This is a genomic window from Halomonas litopenaei, assembly GCF_003045775.1.
Taxonomy (GTDB): domain Bacteria; phylum Pseudomonadota; class Gammaproteobacteria; order Pseudomonadales; family Halomonadaceae; genus Halomonas; species Halomonas litopenaei.
Genome location: NZ_PXNS01000005.1, coordinates 534,454 through 551,786, shown reverse-complemented (window position 1 = coordinate 551,786; position 17,333 = coordinate 534,454). Strand labels below are relative to the sequence as shown.

At 64.9% G+C, this 17,333-nt stretch carries 13 protein-coding genes; 10 read left to right on the top strand and 3 right to left on the bottom strand.

The genetic code is table 11. The features are described from left to right. Window positions 1–104: 104 nt before the first annotated feature. On the bottom strand, window positions 105–1,982 hold the full coding sequence (locus C6W88_RS11215; RefSeq protein ID WP_108132562.1) for a ligand-gated channel protein: 1,878 nt from the start codon (window positions 1,980–1,982) through the stop codon (window positions 105–107). A 584-nt stretch (window positions 1,983–2,566) separates the two neighbouring features. On the opposite strand from C6W88_RS11215, the gene C6W88_RS11210 reads away from it, so the two are divergent. The 10 genes from C6W88_RS11210 (at window position 2,567) to C6W88_RS11165 (ending at window position 14,482) form a co-directional block, all read left to right on the top strand. After that, entirely contained in the window at window positions 2,567–3,502 is a 936-nt protein-coding gene (locus C6W88_RS11210) for a LysR family transcriptional regulator (protein ID WP_045992011.1), read from the top strand. An 88-nt stretch (window positions 3,503–3,590) separates the two neighbouring features. Beyond that, a complete protein-coding gene (locus C6W88_RS11205; protein WP_108132484.1) occupies window positions 3,591–3,809 on the top strand; it encodes a DUF1656 domain-containing protein in 219 nt (72 codons plus the stop codon). Continuing rightward, complete coding sequence (locus tag C6W88_RS11200; protein ID WP_108132483.1) at window positions 3,810–4,673, top strand: efflux RND transporter periplasmic adaptor subunit; 864 nt, start codon at window positions 3,810–3,812, stop codon at window positions 4,671–4,673. Further along, window positions 4,673–6,946 (top strand): FUSC family protein, encoded by a 2,274-nt coding sequence (locus tag C6W88_RS11195; protein WP_108132482.1) that lies wholly within the window; start codon window positions 4,673–4,675, stop codon window positions 6,944–6,946. The genes C6W88_RS11200 and C6W88_RS11195 overlap by 1 nt, the downstream gene beginning before the upstream one ends. Window positions 6,947–6,962: 16 nt before the next feature. Continuing rightward, window positions 6,963–7,838, top strand: coding sequence for an AEC family transporter (locus C6W88_RS11190; protein WP_045992015.1), 876 nt, complete (start codon window positions 6,963–6,965; stop codon window positions 7,836–7,838). Between the two features lie 121 nt (window positions 7,839–7,959). Next, window positions 7,960–9,090, top strand: a complete 1,131-nt coding sequence (locus C6W88_RS11185; protein WP_108132481.1) for a PQQ-dependent sugar dehydrogenase — start codon at window positions 7,960–7,962, stop codon at window positions 9,088–9,090. 373 nt (window positions 9,091–9,463) lie between these two features. Continuing rightward, window positions 9,464–10,666, top strand: coding sequence for a quaternary amine ABC transporter ATP-binding protein (locus C6W88_RS11180; protein ID WP_045992017.1), 1,203 nt, complete (start codon window positions 9,464–9,466; stop codon window positions 10,664–10,666). A 5-nt stretch (window positions 10,667–10,671) separates the two neighbouring features. Continuing rightward, window positions 10,672–11,505, top strand: a complete 834-nt coding sequence (locus C6W88_RS11175; protein ID WP_045992040.1) for an ABC transporter permease — start codon at window positions 10,672–10,674, stop codon at window positions 11,503–11,505. Between the two features lie 106 nt (window positions 11,506–11,611). Beyond that, window positions 11,612–12,466 carry a glycine betaine ABC transporter substrate-binding protein gene (locus C6W88_RS11170; RefSeq protein ID WP_045992018.1) on the top strand — a complete coding sequence of 285 codons (855 nt, stop codon included), beginning with the start codon at window positions 11,612–11,614 and terminating at the stop codon, window positions 12,464–12,466. A gap of 345 nt (window positions 12,467–12,811) precedes the next feature. Continuing rightward, window positions 12,812–14,482: a BCCT family transporter gene (locus C6W88_RS11165; RefSeq protein ID WP_108132480.1), complete on the top strand. Its 1,671-nt coding sequence runs from the start codon at window positions 12,812–12,814 to the stop codon at window positions 14,480–14,482. A gap of 109 nt (window positions 14,483–14,591) precedes the next feature. Here C6W88_RS11165 and C6W88_RS11160 read toward each other — a convergent pair whose 3' ends face one another. Both C6W88_RS11160 and C6W88_RS11155 read right to left on the bottom strand, forming a co-directional pair. After that, a complete protein-coding gene (locus C6W88_RS11160) occupies window positions 14,592–15,314 on the bottom strand; it encodes a 3'-5' exonuclease (RefSeq protein ID WP_045992020.1) in 723 nt (240 codons plus the stop codon). Window positions 15,315–15,319: 5 nt separating this feature from the next. Further along, complete coding sequence (locus tag C6W88_RS11155; protein WP_108132479.1) at window positions 15,320–17,218, bottom strand: DUF294 nucleotidyltransferase-like domain-containing protein; 1,899 nt, start codon at window positions 17,216–17,218, stop codon at window positions 15,320–15,322. Between the last annotated feature and the right edge of the window lie 115 nt (window positions 17,219–17,333).

Genomic DNA, 17,333 nt, shown 5'->3' with positions numbered 1-17,333 from the left:
CAATCTCGTTTGAGAATACCTGCCCTTCTCGTCCAAGCTCGCGCAACGATGCGTTCGATCATGGCGGACAGGCATTCTCTTTCTTTCCCTTGGCCCCTCAGGGATCAGAAATCGACGTTCAGCCCCAGCCACAGCCGGCGGCCATCCTCGACGTAGCCATACTCGTCGTAGTCGATGTCTTCATCGAACAGGTTGTAGATGCCGACGTTGACGCGGGCGGCGTCGGTCAACTGATAGCCGAGGCCGGTGTCGACGAAGGTGTAGTCCGGCGCGACGATTTCACTCTGGGACGGGCCGGTGGTGGGCTGACTCTCGTCGCCACGGTAGGTGACCCGGGTCCACTGGGACAGGCGATCGTTGATCTCCCAGTCGAGACTGGCCGAGAACTCGTGCTCCGGCAGCTGAGTCAGAGGCTCGCCCTCGTACTCGCCACTCTTCTGCTCGGAGTCGGTGTAGGTGTAGCTCGCCGACAGCTCGAGCGAGTCGCCAAGCGGCGTCGACAGCGACAGCTCCACCCCCTGGGTGACCGCTTCGTCGACGTTGACCCGATAGGTGGGGTTGCTGCCGAACTGGTTGGGGCCGTCGGTACAGACGTCGGCCGGGCACTCGATCCGCGTGATCTTGTCGTCGAAGTCGTTGTGGAACAGCGTGGCGCTGGCCGACAACCCGCCAGCCCCGTTATAGAGAAGGCCCAGCTCCTTGTTGAGCGAGGTCTCCGGCTCGAGATCCGGGTTGCCGTAAACGTCACCGCCGCGGCTGACCTGGCCCCAGCCCGGGGTGATTTCCCTGAGGTCCGGCGAGCGATAGCCGGTGGACACGCCACCCTTGAGGGTCCAGTCCTGGGTCATGTGCCACACGCTGTAAAGCCGTGGGCTGATCTCGGAGCCGTAGTTCTCGTCATGATCCATGCGCACGCCACCGGTCAGCGACCAGTCGTCGAGCAGCATCCATTCGTCCTCGGCGAACAGCGCCCATTGGCTGTTGCGGACATTGGTGAGATCCGAGATCTGGTTCGAGGTACGATCGTCCAGCTCCTCTTCCTCGAAGCTTGCGCCGACGGTGACGATATGGGCACCGAGCGGCACCACCAGGCTCGACTTGGCGTTGGTGTTGGTGATCTCCATCTCGCGGGTCTCGTTCTCGGACACCTCGCGCTGGACATAGGTCTCGCTGGTGCCGAAGGAGAAACGCCCGGTATGGGTCAGGGCGACGTACTCCTGGGTGTAGTCGTCGAAGCTGTCCTCACAGCCGCCACGACAACCGTCCGGATCGACGCTGTTGCCCACCAGCGCCTCGCGCTGCTGCTCGGTGCGACTGGCCTCCAGCGCCAGGTCGTGGTTGACGCTGGGTGTCAGCGACAACCTCGCGGTCAGGCTCTGGACCTGCTTGTCCTCGTAGCCATAGAGGATATTGTCTTCATCGCGCTGGGTCGCACGGCCGTAGAGGGTCAGCCCGGCCAGCCCCTCGACCAGCGGACCAGAGGTATAGAAGTTGGCCTGACGGCTGTCGCCGGACGCGCTGTCTTCCTGCAGCATGGTGTCGAGCTGCAGGTTGCCGTGCCACTCATCGGCCACCTTGCGGGTGATGACGTTGATCACCCCACCGATGGCATCGGAGCCGTAAAGAGTGGCCATGGGGCCACGCACCACCTCGATGCGCTCGATGGCCTGCAGTGGCGGCAGCCAGTCCTGCTCGAAGCCGGCGCTGCCGTTGGGGCGGGTCTCACGAGTACTGACACGGCGCCCGTCGATCAGCAGCAGGGTGTACTCCGCGGGCATGCCGCGCATGCTGATGTCGTAACCGTTGTCACCACCGCCGCCGCCGGTCACGATCACCCCGGGCACGTCACGTAGGGCGTCGGTGACGTCCTGGTAGTAGCGCTTTTCCAGATCCTCCCGGGTCACCACGCTGATCGAGGCCGGCGCATCGGCCACGCTCTGATCGAAGCCTGAGGCGGTGACCACCACGTCATCAAGCGCCATGTCTTCGGCGCCGAGCGCCGGCACTGCGCCACACAGGGCGATCCCCGACAGCCCCGCCGCCAGGCGGCGAATGTGAAGCGATAGAGGGTGCAGCGACAGAGGGTGAAGCGACAGGCAACCAGCAGACAGGCTGCGAGATGACAGAGGTTGAGCTGACAAGCGCTGAGGCAACATCTTCTTCATGACTCCGAAAAGGGGTGGCAAGCCACCCGGTGGCACGCGCAATGGCTGGCGTTTCAGGACCGCCGCCCTGGGTCGAGACGACCTGCGCATAACAATGAATGTGAATATTTATCATTTAGATTCTTCCATCAAAGTTGCACAATTGCTCGTGAACGTGACGTTGCAACTCTCGCAACCCCCTCCCGAAGCTGGCTTGCCTGCCTTGCCTGCCTTGCCTGCCTGATTCGCCCGCCCCTACTCGCCTTGCCCGCCTGCCCTCCCGGCTTGCGTCGCTCCACGCGCAGGACGTGCACGGCTGGCATGCGGTAGAGGCCATCAGCACAAGGGAGAATGATTTTCATCCGCACGATCCCGTGGCATACTGCGGTTCGTGTTGCCCCTCTTCCCGCTTGCGTGATGCCATGCCAGATCTCGACGAACTGCTTGCCTTCAACCGCGTCATGGAGACCGGAAGCCTGACCCAGAGCGCCATCCAGCTGGGTCTGGCGAAGTCGACCTTGAGCCGGCGAATCAGCCAGCTCGAGTCGCGGCTGGGCCAACCGCTGCTCAAGCGTCAGGCCAACCAGCTCCTGCCCACCGAGGCCGGACAGCGCTACTACGTGATCAGTCGGGAAATCCTGGAACTGGCCGAACAGGGTCAGCGCACCCTGGACAGCCTGCGCGAGGACGTCAGCGGCGAGCTTCATGTCGAAGCCCATCGCACCCTGACGCGAAGCTGGCTGGGCGGCGTGATGGAGACCTTTCTGGAACGTCATCCGGCGATACGCCTGACGCTGAGTACCGGCGAAACGGCGCCACGGGATCCCGACTTCCAGGGCATCTGCGTATGGCTTGGCGAGACCGACGAGGGCAACCTGCGCCAGGAGCGCCTCGGCGCGCTGGAGCGCGGCATCTACGCTCATCCGGACTATCTGGCGAAGCACGGTACCCCGGAGGCACCCGACGCCCTTGGCCATCACGCCTGGATCGACCTGATGGGCGACAGTCAGGGCGGCATCACCCTATCCCACCGTCACGGCGGCACGGTGCACTTCCAGCCACCGGCGTCACGCTTTCGCGTCGACCAGTCGATGCTGCATATCGACGCCATCGCCCGGGGTCGCGGGCTCGGCATCCTGCCGGTGTGGACCACCGAAGCCCGCGAACGCCATCACCCCGGCGAACTGGTGCGCTGCCTGGAAGACTGGTCGCTGGCACCGCTGCCGGTGACCCTGCTTTACGGTTTCGGCCATCAGCCGCGCAAGGTCAGCGCCCTGCTCGACCATCTGCGCGACGCCGTGCCGGACGCCTGGCGAGCCCTGGAGACCACCGCCCTGCCCCGCCGTCAGGTGGGGTGAGCCCCTCCCGCCTTGCTTGCATGTTTGCTACGCTTGGTCTCGGTTACACGATTCACAACCGCACGGTTGAATCCCGGGGAGGCCCAGCATGGCGCTCAAGGAAGTCGCGCTTGGCGGTATCTATTTCAGCCCACTGCTGGTCTACGCCCTGATCGGACTGCTGCTCGCCGCAGTACTACGCTTCGCCCTGCACCGCCTGTGCGGCACCTCTCGGCTGTGGTACGAGGCGTGGCTGGACACCTCTCTTTTCGTTCTGTGCACCGCCGGGGTCGCCTGGTGGGGTGCGCTTGCCAGCGGAGGCGCCTGAATGCGCAAGACCCTGCGCGTGCTGATCACCCTGGCGGTGGTCGCCGCCGCCGTGGCGACCGGACTGTGGCTGTGGCGCTACTATCTGTACAGCCCCTGGACCCGTGACGCCCGAGTCGGCGCCGACATCATCACCGTGGCCCCCGACGTGTCGGGCCGGGTGATCGCCTTTGCGGTCGACGACAACGACCACGTGGAAAAAGGCCAGGTGCTGTTTCGTATCGACGATGCTCGCTACCAGGCCGCCCTGGCCAAGGCCTCTGCCATCGTCGCCCAGCGTGAGGCCGAGCTTGCACTGAAGGAACACGAGGCGTCGCGGCGAGAGCAACTCAGCCGCCAGGCGATCAGCGCCGAGAATCGCGAAAGCGCCAATCGTGACCGCGATGTCGCCGCCGCCGCCCTCGACCAGGCCCGCAGTGACCTGACCAGCGCCCGCCTGGACCTGGAGCGCACCGAGGTCACCGCCCCGGCCTCGGGGCACCTGATCAACCTCCAGCTCACTCAGGGCAACTACGTCAATCGGGGCACCTCGGTCATGGCGCTGGTGGTGGAGGATTCCTACTACGTCACCGCCTACTTCGAGGAGACCAAGCGCCCTGCCCTGGCCGTGGGCGATCCGGCCAAGGTCATTCTGATGAGCGGCAACCTCGAGCTGGATGGCCACGTCGACAGCATTGGACGAGCCATCGCCAATGACAACGCCACCCCCAACGACCAGCTGCTGCCCCAGGTCGAGCCCACCTTCAGCTGGGTGCGCCTGGCCCAGCGCATTCCGGTACGCATCACCCTCGACGAGGTGCCGACGAACCTCGACCTGAGCGCCGGCATGACCGCCACGGTGCGGGTCCGGCCCGAGTCTCGCTAATGCCTTTTTCGGTATGGTGGCAGGCCTACCTGACGCCGCCGGCCAGTGCGGTCAAGTTCGCCATCAAGGCCACCCTGGCCATGGCCCTGGCGCTGTACATTGCTCTCTGGTGCGACCTCGATCGTCCCTACTGGGCGCTGATTTCCGCCGCCTTTCTGCAGATTCGCCCGATGAGCGGCATGGTGCTGGAGAAAGGCATCAGCCAGATCACCGGCACCGTCGTCGGCTGCCTCGCCGGCATCGCCATCATGTCGTTGTTCGTGCAGTCGCCGACACCGGCACTGATCTGTCTGACCGCCTGGATCATCCTGTGCGCCTACGCCGCCTCGGTGACCCGCAACAACGCTTCCTTCGGCTGCATCATGGCGGCCGTCACCGCCATGCTGATCGTGGTCATCACCGCCAGCGCCCCCACGGGTCTGTTCGCGGTGGCCGTGGCGCGCCTGTCGGAGCTGGCGCTGGGGGCCATCTGCGCCACCCTGGTCAGCGCCTTGCTGTGGCCGATTCAGGTCCGTGATCATCTCGCCGGCCTGGCCGATCAGGTGGTCAATCAGGCCTTCTTGCACGGCGCCCTGCGCCTGGACAACAGCGCCGATATCGCTGCCCTGCAAGCCACCCTGACCGCCAGTCTGCAACCCCTGACCCAGCTGGAAACCGATAGCCAGGCGGCACGCTACGAAGGCCCGGAAGGCATCGGCCGGCTACGCGCCAGCCATGTGCTGACGGTGCGCACCGCCCGCCTGCTGGCGATCCTCCACGCGCTCCAGCAACTGCTGCGCTCCCACGGCGGCGAGCTGCCAACGCCCACCAAACGCCTGATCGAGGACATGGCCAATGACCTGCGCCACAGCGCCGAGGGCAGCGGCGTGGCCCAGGCCCGCCAGCGGCTGCAGGCGCTCAGGCATCGGGCCCTTCAGTGCATGGCCGCCGACTCGGACGAGGGCATAGCTCCTGCCCCAGACCAGGCCCCAGACCAGGCCTCGGACCAGACCCCAGACCAGGCCCCAGACCAGGCCGCAGGCCAAACCACAGCCCGGTGCGGGCGCAGCGCCAGTGGGCCCATCACCAGCGACCCCGCTACGACACGCACTACCGAGTCACCAGAGGCGCTGCTGCAACGGCGCATCCATCTCGGCCTGCGCGAGGCCCTCGGCCACGCCCTGGTCATCCTCGATGCGCGGGAGGCGATCCACACCCCCGGCAAACGCCGCCTCAAGGCGCCGGCGCTGGCCTTTCACCGGGATCATCTGGAAGCTGCCCTCAACGGACTGCGAGCCGGACTGGTGTTCGCCCTGCTGGCCATCGTCTGGCGCTACACCGCCTGGGACAATGGTCAGATCGCGATGCTGGTCGGCACCCTGTTCTCGGCCTTCTTCGCGACCCGCGACAATCCGGCAGCGGTCGCCGCCACCTTCCTCAAGGGCATGCTGGCGGCGGTACCCAGCGCCTTGCTGTTCGGCCATGTACTGCTGGCCCAGGCCAACGACTTCGTCACCCTCGCGCTGGTGTTCATGCCGCCCTTGTTCCTGGGTCTGCTGGGCGCCGCCAACCCCCGCTTGATGGGCTATTGCCTGGCCTTCACCATCGGCAACATCCTGCTGACCATGCCCGGCAATGGCATGGACTTTTCCATCGACGACTTCCTCGGCCGCGCTATCGCCCTGCTGCTCGGGCTCTCCACAGTGGTGATGGCCTTTCGCCTGGCGCCAGGACTCCCCACCACCATTCGCAAGCACCGGCTGGTCAGCGCCACGGTGAACGACCTCCACGGGCTTCACCGGCGTAGCTTCCATGAAGCCGAGTCACGCTTCGGTGGTACCATGGCGGACCGCCTACTCAGGCTCGCCCAGCACGACGACAGCCTCCCGGAAGAACGCCGCTATCTATTTTCGCTGGGCCTGGTGGGGCTGGACCTCGGCTACGCCAGCCTCAATCTGCGGCGGCGCCTGGGCGGGCGCAGTGACGCGCTAGACCTCGCCCTTGACGACCTTGCCGCCGCCCTCGCCGACGACTACGGCGCCAGCGCCAGAGGCCACGCACCAGATAGAGCTCGTGAATACGGCAACCGGCTGCTGCAGACGCTTGAACAGCAGACGAATGACAGCGCCGAGTACCGGCTGATGGCGGGTCTGATCGAGCGCTTGACGATGTCGCTGGAGCGCCAGGCCGCTCGCTCTCGACAGGCCCGGCAAGCCGCGCCTGCCGTCGGCGTCGCTGGCCTGCAGCGTACTCCAGACCGACAGGGTGCCAAGGCCCCGGGTGTCGACCGATAAGGAGATAGATCCTCGCATGTTTGCCCAACTCTTCGCCGTGATGGCGCCGGTGATCACCGGCGCCGGTCTCGGATTCTTCTGGATCCGCCGCGGTTTCGACTATCCGGTGGCCTTCGTCACCAAACTGGTGTTCAACATCGGTACGCCTGCGTTGGTGATCGCCTCGCTGGCGGGTGCCGAGATCGACGCCTCGAGCTTCGGTCGCACCATGCTGGCGGCCGCCCTGGTGCTGTGCGCCATGGCCGCGCTGGCCTTCGTGCTGGCGCTGGTACTGCGCAAGGACTGGCGGGTGCTGCTGGCTCCCACCATGTACCCCAACACCGGCAACATGGGGCTACCGGTGATCCTCTACGCCTTCGGCGAGGCTGGCTTCGCCTTCGGCATCACGGTGATGGTGACGGTGTCACTGTTCCAGTTCACCTTGGGCACCATGCTGGCCAGTCGTGGCAATCCGCTGAAGTCGCTGGTCAAGACGCCCACGGTCTACGCCATCCTGATCTCCATCGCGCTGTTGTTCACCGACACCGAACTGCCGCTGTGGCTGCAGAACAGCGTCGATCTGATTTCAGGCTTCACCGTGCCGCTGATGCTGATCACCCTGGGGGTGTCGCTGGCCAGCATCCAGGTCAGAAGCCTGCGCTCGGGTGTCTGGTTCAGCCTTTTGCGCATCCCCCTGGCGGCGGGCGTGGCCTGGGGCATAGGCATCTGGCTTGACCTGCCCCCCATGGCACTGGCGATCCTGGTGCTGCAGATGAGCATGCCGGTAGCGGTGTTCAACTATCTGTTTGCCCAGAAGTCCCAGCGCGAGCCCGCCTATGTGGCGAGCCTGGTGTTCTGTTCCACACTGCTATCCTTGATCTATCTACCGGTGCTGCTGGCGCTGCTGCTGTAACACTTGTTGACCTTGGCAGGAAAAGCGTCTTCGCCGACCTGTCACGCCATCGCCGCTCGGCGTGCCCGGGACTGGGAAGCGGTCCGCCACCGGAAACCCATACTTGCCGTGCGGAGTCTCCATGTTGCGAAGCCTTTCCCTCGCCCTGCTGACGTTGTCATTGCCTGCAGGCGCCCAGGCGGCGTCGTTGCCCGAGCAGGTGCCGGGACTTCATCACCCGGTCGCGCTCGAGCTGATCACCGATGAGCTGGACACCCCCTGGTCGCTGGCCTTTCTGCCCGATGGGCGCATGCTGGTCGCCGAGCAGCCCGGGACCCTGGCGCTGGTGGATGACGGTGATGTCCAGAGACTCGACGGTCTGCCGCAGGTCTCACACCGCGGCCAGGGTGGGCTCTTTGACCTGGCGCTGCATCCGCAATTCGGCGACGGCAGCCACGACTGGCTCTACTTCAGCTGGGCGCAGCCCGGCAAGGACGGCGACTCGGACGACGCCACGGCGGTATCACGGGTCAGATTCGAGGACGACGCCCTGGGCGCGATAACGCCAATTTTTGTGCAGAATCGCTTTTCCACGCCAGGCCGCCATTATGGTGGCCGCCTGCTGTTCGACGACCAGGGCCTGCTGTGGCTGACCATCGGCGATCGCGGCGTCAGCAAGAGCCGCGCCCAAGACCCGGCAGACCACGCCGGCAGCCTGCTCAGGCTGACCGCAGACGGCGATCCCGCGCCGGACAATCCGGGCTTCGACGATGACGCGGCCCCCGAGGTCTACTCGATCGGCCACCGCAACCCTCAGGGCCTTGCCCAGGCTGCCGACGGCACCCTGTGGTCGACCGAGCACGGCCCGCGCACCGGCGACGAACTCAATCGTATTCTGCCCGGCGAGAACTACGGCTGGCCCGAGGTGACCCGCGGACGCGACTACGCCACCAACCTGCCGCTGGGCGTCGACAGTGCCCCGGGCATGCGCGATCCGGTGCATGTGTTCGAAGGACGCTTTGCGCCGTCCGGGCTCGCCGTGGTCAGCGGTGAAGAATTTCCCGCCTGGCAGGGCGATCTGCTGGCGGGCGGGCTTCGCGGCGAGCGACTGCTGCGCCTGCGCCTCGAGGGCGACAGCATCATCGAGCGCGAGGTGGTACTGGATGGCGAGGTCGGCCGCATCCGCGACGTGCGGCTCGGCCCCGACGGCGCCATCTACCTGCTGACCGACAGCGATCCCGGTCGTCTGATCCGGCTGACGCGGGTACGCTGAGCGGCGCCGATACTGACCGCGACAGGGACCGCGACAGGAAAATAACTCCCCTTGCCCATGCCGTTCCGGCATGGGCTTCTCCCCCACTTCTACCCAATACCGCACCCACCGGGGCTTTCTCGATTCAGTGAACGTGCGCCCATGCTGAATTTGAATGATCTTTCAAAGACCTTTAGGGTATTGCACCTTTCTGCGCCTCAACGGTGAAAGCTGGCATGCTGTTCAGCCGTGGGGATGCGGCAAGGAGTGCCGCCCCTGACGCAGCCGCGCCAGCGCTGGACGATGAACGCCGACGCCAGGATGCACGTGACGTCGACCTTCATCGTTCGACCGGCTGGACGTGTTTACGCAACCCAACAAGGCACCCCTACCCATGAGCGAGAACCGATCCGTCAAGATCAAGGTTCGCGGGCTGAGCAAGGTCTTCGGCGACCAGCCGAAGAAGGCACTCAAGCTACGCGATGAAGGGCTCAAGCGTCCTGAAATCCTGGACAAGACCGGCCAGACCCTGGGCCTGTCGAACATCGACTTCGACGTCCATGAAGGCGAACTGCTGGTGATCATGGGCCTCTCAGGCTCGGGCAAGTCGACCCTGATCCGCTGCCTCAACCGGCTGATCGAGCCCACCGAAGGCGAGATCATCATCGACGGCGAGGACATTCCGCAGCTCTCCGACAAGGCACTGCTGGAGTGCCGCCGCCGTCACTTCTCGATGGTCTTCCAGAACTTTGCCCTGTTCCCCCACCGTACCGTGCAGCAGAACGCGGAATTCGGGCTGGAGATTCGCGGCATCGACGCCGACACCCGCGCCAAGACCGCCCGTGACGCCCTGACCCAGGTCGGGCTTAACGGGTGGGAAGACGCCTACCCCAATCAGCTGTCCGGCGGCATGCAGCAGCGTGTTGGCCTGGCCCGGGCGCTGGCCAATGACTCCACCGTGCTGCTGATGGACGAGGCCTTCTCGGCGCTCGACCCGCTGATCCGCAAGGATATGCAGCAGGAGTTGCTGGAACTCCAGCACCGCATGAAGAAGACCACGGTGTTCATCACCCACGACCTGGACGAAGCGCTGAACATCGGTGACCGCATCGTCCTGCTCAAGGACGGTGAGGTGGTGCAGATCGGCACGCCGGAGGAGATCCTGACCAAGCCGGCCGACGACTATGTCGAGCGCTTCATCGAGGGCGTCGACATGTCCCGGGTGCTGACCGCCGAGAGCGCCATGCGCCCGGTGCGCGCGACCGCCCGCGAGGACGACGGCCCGCGTACCGCACTGCGCAAGATGAAAGAAAACGCCATGGACTCGATCTACGTCACCAGCCGCGATCGCAAGCTCAAGGGACTGGTCGAGGCCGACGCCGCCAACAGCGCCATCCAGAGCGGACAGGATCGACTGGATAGCGTGATGACCCAGGACTTCCGCACCGTGGGACCCGACGAGCCGCTGCACAATCTGTTCGCGCTATTCAACGAAAAGAGCTTCCCCATCGCCGTCATCGACGACGAGCGACGCCTGCTGGGCGTGGTGGTCAAGGGCGCGGTACTGGATGAACTGGCACAGGCAGGAGACCACTAATGGCGATCGAGATTCCTCGCATTCCCCTCGGTGACTGGATCGAGACCGGCCTGAGCTGGCTGACCACCGAATACTCTGCCGTCACCCGCGGCATCTCGCGGATTACCCAGACCGGTATCGACGGCCTCAATGACGCCCTGATGTGGCTGCCCGACTGGGCCCTGCTGCTGATCATCGCCGGCCTGTGCTGGAAGATGGCAAGCCCCAGGCTCGCCATCGGCGCGGTCTTGGGCCTTGGCCTGATCTGGAACCTCGATCTGTGGGACCCGATGATCGAGACCCTGACCCTGGTCGTCATCGCCACCCTGGTGGCGGTGGTCATCGCCTTGCCGGTGGGTATCGCCGCGGCGCTGTCCGATCGACTCTACCGCCTGATCATGCCGGTGCTGGACTTCATGCAGACCATGCCGGCCTTCGTCTACCTGATCCCGGCGATCCCGTTCTTCGGTATCGGCTCGGTGTCGGCGATCTTTGCCACCGTGATCTTCTCCATGCCGCCGGCCATTCGCTTCACCACCCTGGGCATCCGTCAGGTACCGGTGGAGCTGATCGAGGCCGCCGACGCCTACGGCGCCACCCGCGGCCAGAAGCTAGTCAAGGTGCAGCTGCCGCTGTCGCTGCCCACGGTAATGGCCGGCATCAACCAGACCATCATGCTGGCCCTGTCGATGGTGGTGATCGCCGCTATGATCGGCGCCGATGGCCTGGGCAGCGAGGTCTGGCGAGCCATCCAGCGACTGCGTCCGGGCGATGGCTTCGAGGCCGGCATCGCGGTGGTCATCCTGGCGATGCTGCTGGATCGCCTGACCCAGTCCCTGCGCAAGGAGCGCAAGCAGTAAACGCTCGACGCGGGCTCCCTCGGCCGGGGGAGCCTGCGGGGCGGCATTTGCAAGACACTGTCGCCTGCTTCACGCTAATACCTCTTATCGCAAGGAGAGTCGCACCATGTCACCCAAGGCAACTCGTTCTCTCGGTCTGGCCCTGGCCATCAGCGCCGCCGCCACCAGTGTTCACGCCCAGGACAAGGGTTCCGTGCACCTGGCCTACGTCGAGTGGTCGTCCACCGTGGCGTCCACCAACGTGGTTCGTGCTGTGCTCGAACAGGCCGGCTACGAGGTCGAGACCTCCGCACTGTCTGCCGCGGCCATGTGGCAGTCCGTCGCCAGCGGCGACGCCGACGCTCTGCTCGCCGGCTGGCTGCCGACCACCCACGAGGACTACTACGCGCGCCTCCAGGACCAGCTGGTCGATGCCGGCGTCAACCTCGACGGCACCAAGCTGGGCCTTGCGGTTCCGGCAGATTCCGAGGTCAACTCGATTGATGAGCTCAATGAACACGCCGACCAGTTCAATGGCGAGATCATCGGTATCGATCCCGGCGCCGGCCTGATGCGTCTGACCGAGGAAGTGGTCGACGCCTACGAGCTCGACCTGGACCTGCGCACCGGCAGCGGCGCCACCATGACCGCCGCACTGGGCAGCGCCATCGACCGTGGCGAGCCGATCGTGGTCACCACCTGGACCCCGCACTGGATGTTCGCCCGCTGGGACCTCAAGTACCTCGAGGACCCCCAGGGCGTCTACGGTGGTGCCGAACAGATCCACACCATCGTCCGTCAGGGCCTCGAAGAGGACATGCCGGAGGCCTACGCCATCCTCGAGAACTTCGAGTGGACCACGGAAATGATGGGTGAAGTCATGCTGATGAATCAGGAAGACGACACCGATCCCTACGAAAACGCCCAGAAGTGGGTCGAGGATAACCAGGACGTGGTCAAGGAGTGGCTCGGCGAGGCCTGAGTCCGATAGATGCCACGCCACCGTCATGATGCTGTGGCAATGGTCAGGGGTGCCCCGGGGCGCCCCTGCTGTCGTTGCGGCCAGCACCTGCGTCGCCCACGCGGTGCAAGCGGTCGCCGGCAGAACCTTGGGTCTCGGACGATCGTGGCAAGCTGACCCAGGCGTGCCCGGGCGGCCTTCGAACAGATGCCGTTGACGGCACAACTGGCAAGCTGGCTCAGGCAGGCCACACTTCAGGCAGGCTGGACCATACGGTATCGATGACAGGCGAGCCAGCCGCGACCCCGCTCCGAGTCGATGGCGTGACGCCACAGTTACCATTTTTAAACGCAAGGGAGATCGCACGTGGAAAAAGACCCCAACCACAAGCCTTCATCTGCCGATACCGGTAGTGAAGGAGTACCGGCCCCGGAGGGGCCAGCCAACCTGATCGATACGGACTACGTTATCGGTCAGGACAATATCGTCACCAAGTCCTTCGGCGTGGACGTGGACCTGCACGGCAAGGTGTTCACCGTCTCGTCGCTGCTGATCCTGGTCTTCGTGATCCTGACCCTGGCCTTTCAGGGCGGCGCCGAGCCGTTCTTCAATGGCATCCGTGGCTGGCTGACCAGCAACCTGTCCTGGGTCTTTCTGCTCGGCGGCAACGTATTCGTGCTGCTGGCACTGGTACTGATCTTCACCCCGCTGGGCAAGGTCCGCATCGGTGGTGCCGAGGCCACGCCCGACTACAGCTACATGGGCTGGTTCGCCATGCTGTTCGCCGCCGGCATGGGCATCGGTCTGATGTTCTATGGCGTGTCCGAGCCGATGACCCACTTCTCCACCGCGCTCGGGGGCACTTCGGTCGGCGAAAACGGCATACGTACCGACTGGGCTCCGCTGGGCGCCGCCGCCGGTGACGAACAGGCCGCGGTCGATCTCGGCATGGCGGCAACCATCTTCCACTGGGGTCTGCACCCCTGGGCGGCCTACGCCATCGTCGGCCTGTCACTGGCCATCTTCGCCTTCAACAAGGGTCTGCCGCTGACCATGCGCTCGGTGTTCTACCCGATCCTGGGCGAGCGCGTATGGGGCTGGCCGGGCCACCTGATCGACATCCTGGCGGTCTTTGCCACCCTGTTCGGTCTGGCCACCTCGCTGGGGCTTGGTGCCTCTCAGGCTGCCGCCGGCCTGAACGAGCTGTTCGGTACGCCGAATACCGACACCACCATGGTGCTGCTGATCGCCGGCATTACCGCTGTCGCCCTGTGTTCCATCATGCTTGGCGTCGAGAAGGGTGTGCAGCGCCTGTCCCAGGTGAACATGGTGCTGGCCTTCCTGCTGCTGGCGTTCGTGATCCTGGTGGGCCCGACTCTGGCCATCGCCACCGGCTTCTTCACCAACCTGGGTCACTACCTGGCCGAGCTGCCGGCGCTGTCCAACCCCTTCGGTCGCGAGGACGCCAACTTCGTCCAGGGCTGGACCGCCTTCTACTGGGCCTGGTGGATCTCCTGGTCTCCGTTCGTCGGCATGTTCATCGCCCGGGTCAGCCGTGGCCGCACCGTGCGTGAGTTCCTCACCGCCGTGCTGCTGGTCCCGACCCTGGTATCGGTGCTGTGGATGACCTCCTTCGGCGGTACCGCCATCGAGCAGTACATCACCGACGGCTTCCAGGGCGTCCAGGACGCCGCACTCGAGCTCAAGCTGTTCGCCATGCTCGGCGAGCTGCCGCTGGCCTCGATCACTTCCTTCATCGGCATCGTGCTGGTCATCGTGTTCTTCGTGACCTCTTCGGACTCCGGTTCGCTGGTCATCGACTCGATCACCGCCGGCGGCAAGGTCGACGCACCCAAGCCGCAGCGCGTGTTCTGGGCCATCATCGAAGGCGCCATCGCCATCGCCCTGCTGCTGGGCGGCGGTCTTACCGCCCTGCAGGCGGCGGCGGTCTCGACCGGGCTGCCGTTCACCCTGGTGCTGCTGGTGGCCTGCTACGCCATCATCAAGGGCCTGATGAGCGAGCCCAAGGCGGTCTAGGCCAGCCTTACGCAGACAGCAAGCGCATGAAAAAAGCGGCAGCCCTCGGGCTGCCGCTTTTCTTTTGGAGAGATGGCTGACGCCTCGACGGGCAGCTCAACTCCCATATTCAGCTCCACAACATGCCGATGGGCGTCTCCGGGCCGTAGTTGCCGGCTACTTGCGCCTGCAGCAACTCCGCCGTGGCGATGGCGTCGGTCAGGGCGTGGTGGCCATGATAATGCGGTAGCCCGTAGCGCAGCCGACTGTCGTGCAGGCGGATCGACCTGGGTGGTCGGCCCATCCAGCGACGAAAGCGCGCCATGGTCGACTGACGGTGGATGCGCGCCTCCAGCGACATGGTGTCGATCACCGGGAAGCTCAGTGACTCCTTCCAGGCCGCTCGTACCGCGGCGTCCAGAAAGGACCTCTCGATATGGCGAAAGTGCACCACCAGCAGGTGGCCGGCCATGGCGCGGAAGACATCGGCGAGCACCTCCTCGATCCGCGGAGCCCCCTGGATATCGGCGTGGGTGATGTGATGAAAGGTCACCGACTCGGCGTTCAGGGTGCGATGGGGACGCACCACCCAGTAGCGCCGCTCGGCGAGCCGAATACGCGACAGCGAAAAGGGCACCAGGCCAATCGAGACGATCTCGTCACGCCTGGGATCGAGCCCGGTGGTCTCCAGGTCCAGTGCCATCAGCGGCGCCTCCTGAATCGGCAGGATCGGCGACAGGTCGGCCCCGGCGAAGAAGTCCACCAGCGCCTGCTGGCGGCTCTTCTGACGTCGGGCGACCAGGTAGTCGTGCCAATCCGGCGCCGAGCGAGTCTTGGGGCGAAGCAACGGCATGGCGGCTACCTGCTGGTAAGGGGATAACGGAACTTGAGGAACTTCTGGGCGTTGCTGAGCGCCTGGAAGGCATCCTTGAGATTGTGTCGCTCCTCGCTGGAGACGTTTTCCGGCTCGATATTGTTGTCGGGCTCGTGCTCGTGCTCCAGATCGATGACCTGGTGACGAATCCGCGACATGGACAGAAACTCGAGCGCGTAGCGCAGCTTGTCACTGACCCCGGGCGCCAGCAACTGGGTGCGATCGATATCGTCCAGGCGGTCAAAGCTGTTCTGGGCGCGGGAACCGCAGGCCAGGGCATGGATACGGATCAGGTCCACCATCGGCGCCGTGCCGCGACGCTTCAGATTGATCGAGTTGTTGTGCTTGCCGTCCTTCTCCATCACGAAGGTGCGGAAGATGCCCAGCGGCGGCGTCCGATTCAGCGCATTACGCGCCATGGCGGAAAGAAAGCGCTTGTGCTTCGACGCCTTGGTGGCGACCAGGTCCTGCAACTCCTCCACCAGCGGATTGTCACCGTGGACCGTGTCCAGATCGAAGAAGATCGAGCTGTGCAGCAGCCCTTCCGGTGACGGCCGCTCGATCCATTCGGTGAAGTAGCCCTTCCACACCGACAGCGGCTGGCGCCACTTCGGATTGGTGGCCATCACGTCCCCCTTGCAGTAGGTATAACCACAGGCGGCCAGGCCATCGCTGACCCGCTTGGCCATGGTCGCGAAGTACTCGTCGTGCAACGCTGGATCGAAGTCATCGGACAGTACCAGAGCATTGTCCTGGTCGGTGACGATGCTCTGCTCGTTGCGCGCCATCGAGCCCAGCGCCATGAAGCAGTACGGCACCGGTGGCGGCCCGAGCTCCTCTTCCGCCATCTCCAGAAGCCGTCGGGTGAAGCTGCGCCCGATGGTCGACAGCGCCTTGCCCACCATCTGCGAGTCGGCACCGTCGTGAACCATGCGCACAAAGGCGGCCTGGACGTCCGGCGCCAGCTTGGCCAGACACTCCACCGACGGTTGATGGAAGATGTTGCTGACCAGATAAAGGCTGCTCTGGGTCTCGTAGCGAATGATGTCGGAGAGGTGCACGATGCCCACCGGAGAACGACGGTGCATCACCGGCAGGTGGTGGATATTGTTGCGCAGCATGCACAGCATCGCCTCCTGCACCGACTCGTCGGACTGCACCGCGATCAGGCGGCGGCCGGCGACCTCGCCCACCGGAGTATCCGGCGACAGTCCCTCGGCCACGACCTTGGTGCGAAAGTCGCTGTCGGTCAGGATCCCGGTGACCTGCCAGTAGCCACCTTCACTATCCTTGAAGGTGTAGCGCGGGTTGTTCTCGGGCTTGTCCAGCACCAGCACCGCCGAGGCCTGGGACTCGCTGATCTGGCGCGCCGCCTCCTGCACAGTGGCCCGCGCCTCGACCATGACGGGATAGCGAGTCAGCAGCTTGCGGATCCGCGTCACCATCATGTCGTTGTTCTTGCGCTGACTTTCCACCGCCGTCTCGAGCCGTGGGCGATCCACCTCGACGAACTCGGCGAACTGCTCGTCGGCTTCGCACAGCTGATGAAACATCGCCTCGGGGATGAAGTAGATCAGGCTGTCTTCCAGCGCCTTGGCCGGGAAGCGCACACGACTGTGGCGCAGCAGGCTGAAGTGGCCAAAGATGTCGCCCTCCCCCAGCAGGTTGTAGAGCTCTCCGTTGCGCCGGGTGACCTCCACCGCGCCGCTGCGGATGTAGCAGAACTCCTGATGCACGGCATCAAGCTCGAGAATGGTCGAGCCGGCCTTGAAGTAGCTGACCTGCACCTGTCCGGCGACCTCGTCCAGCAACTCCTCCGACAGCCCGTCAAAGGGCGCAAAGCGCCCCATATGCTGGCTGATTTCCAACAGTTCCGCTTCCATGGTGTCCTCCGCGCGGTCGCCGTGGCTGGCAGCAGGACGCTCCCTGGTCCCCCACCCTCTGACTATCGGAAGCATGGAGCCGAGGCCAGCGGCTGTAAAGCATTAGCAGTATCTT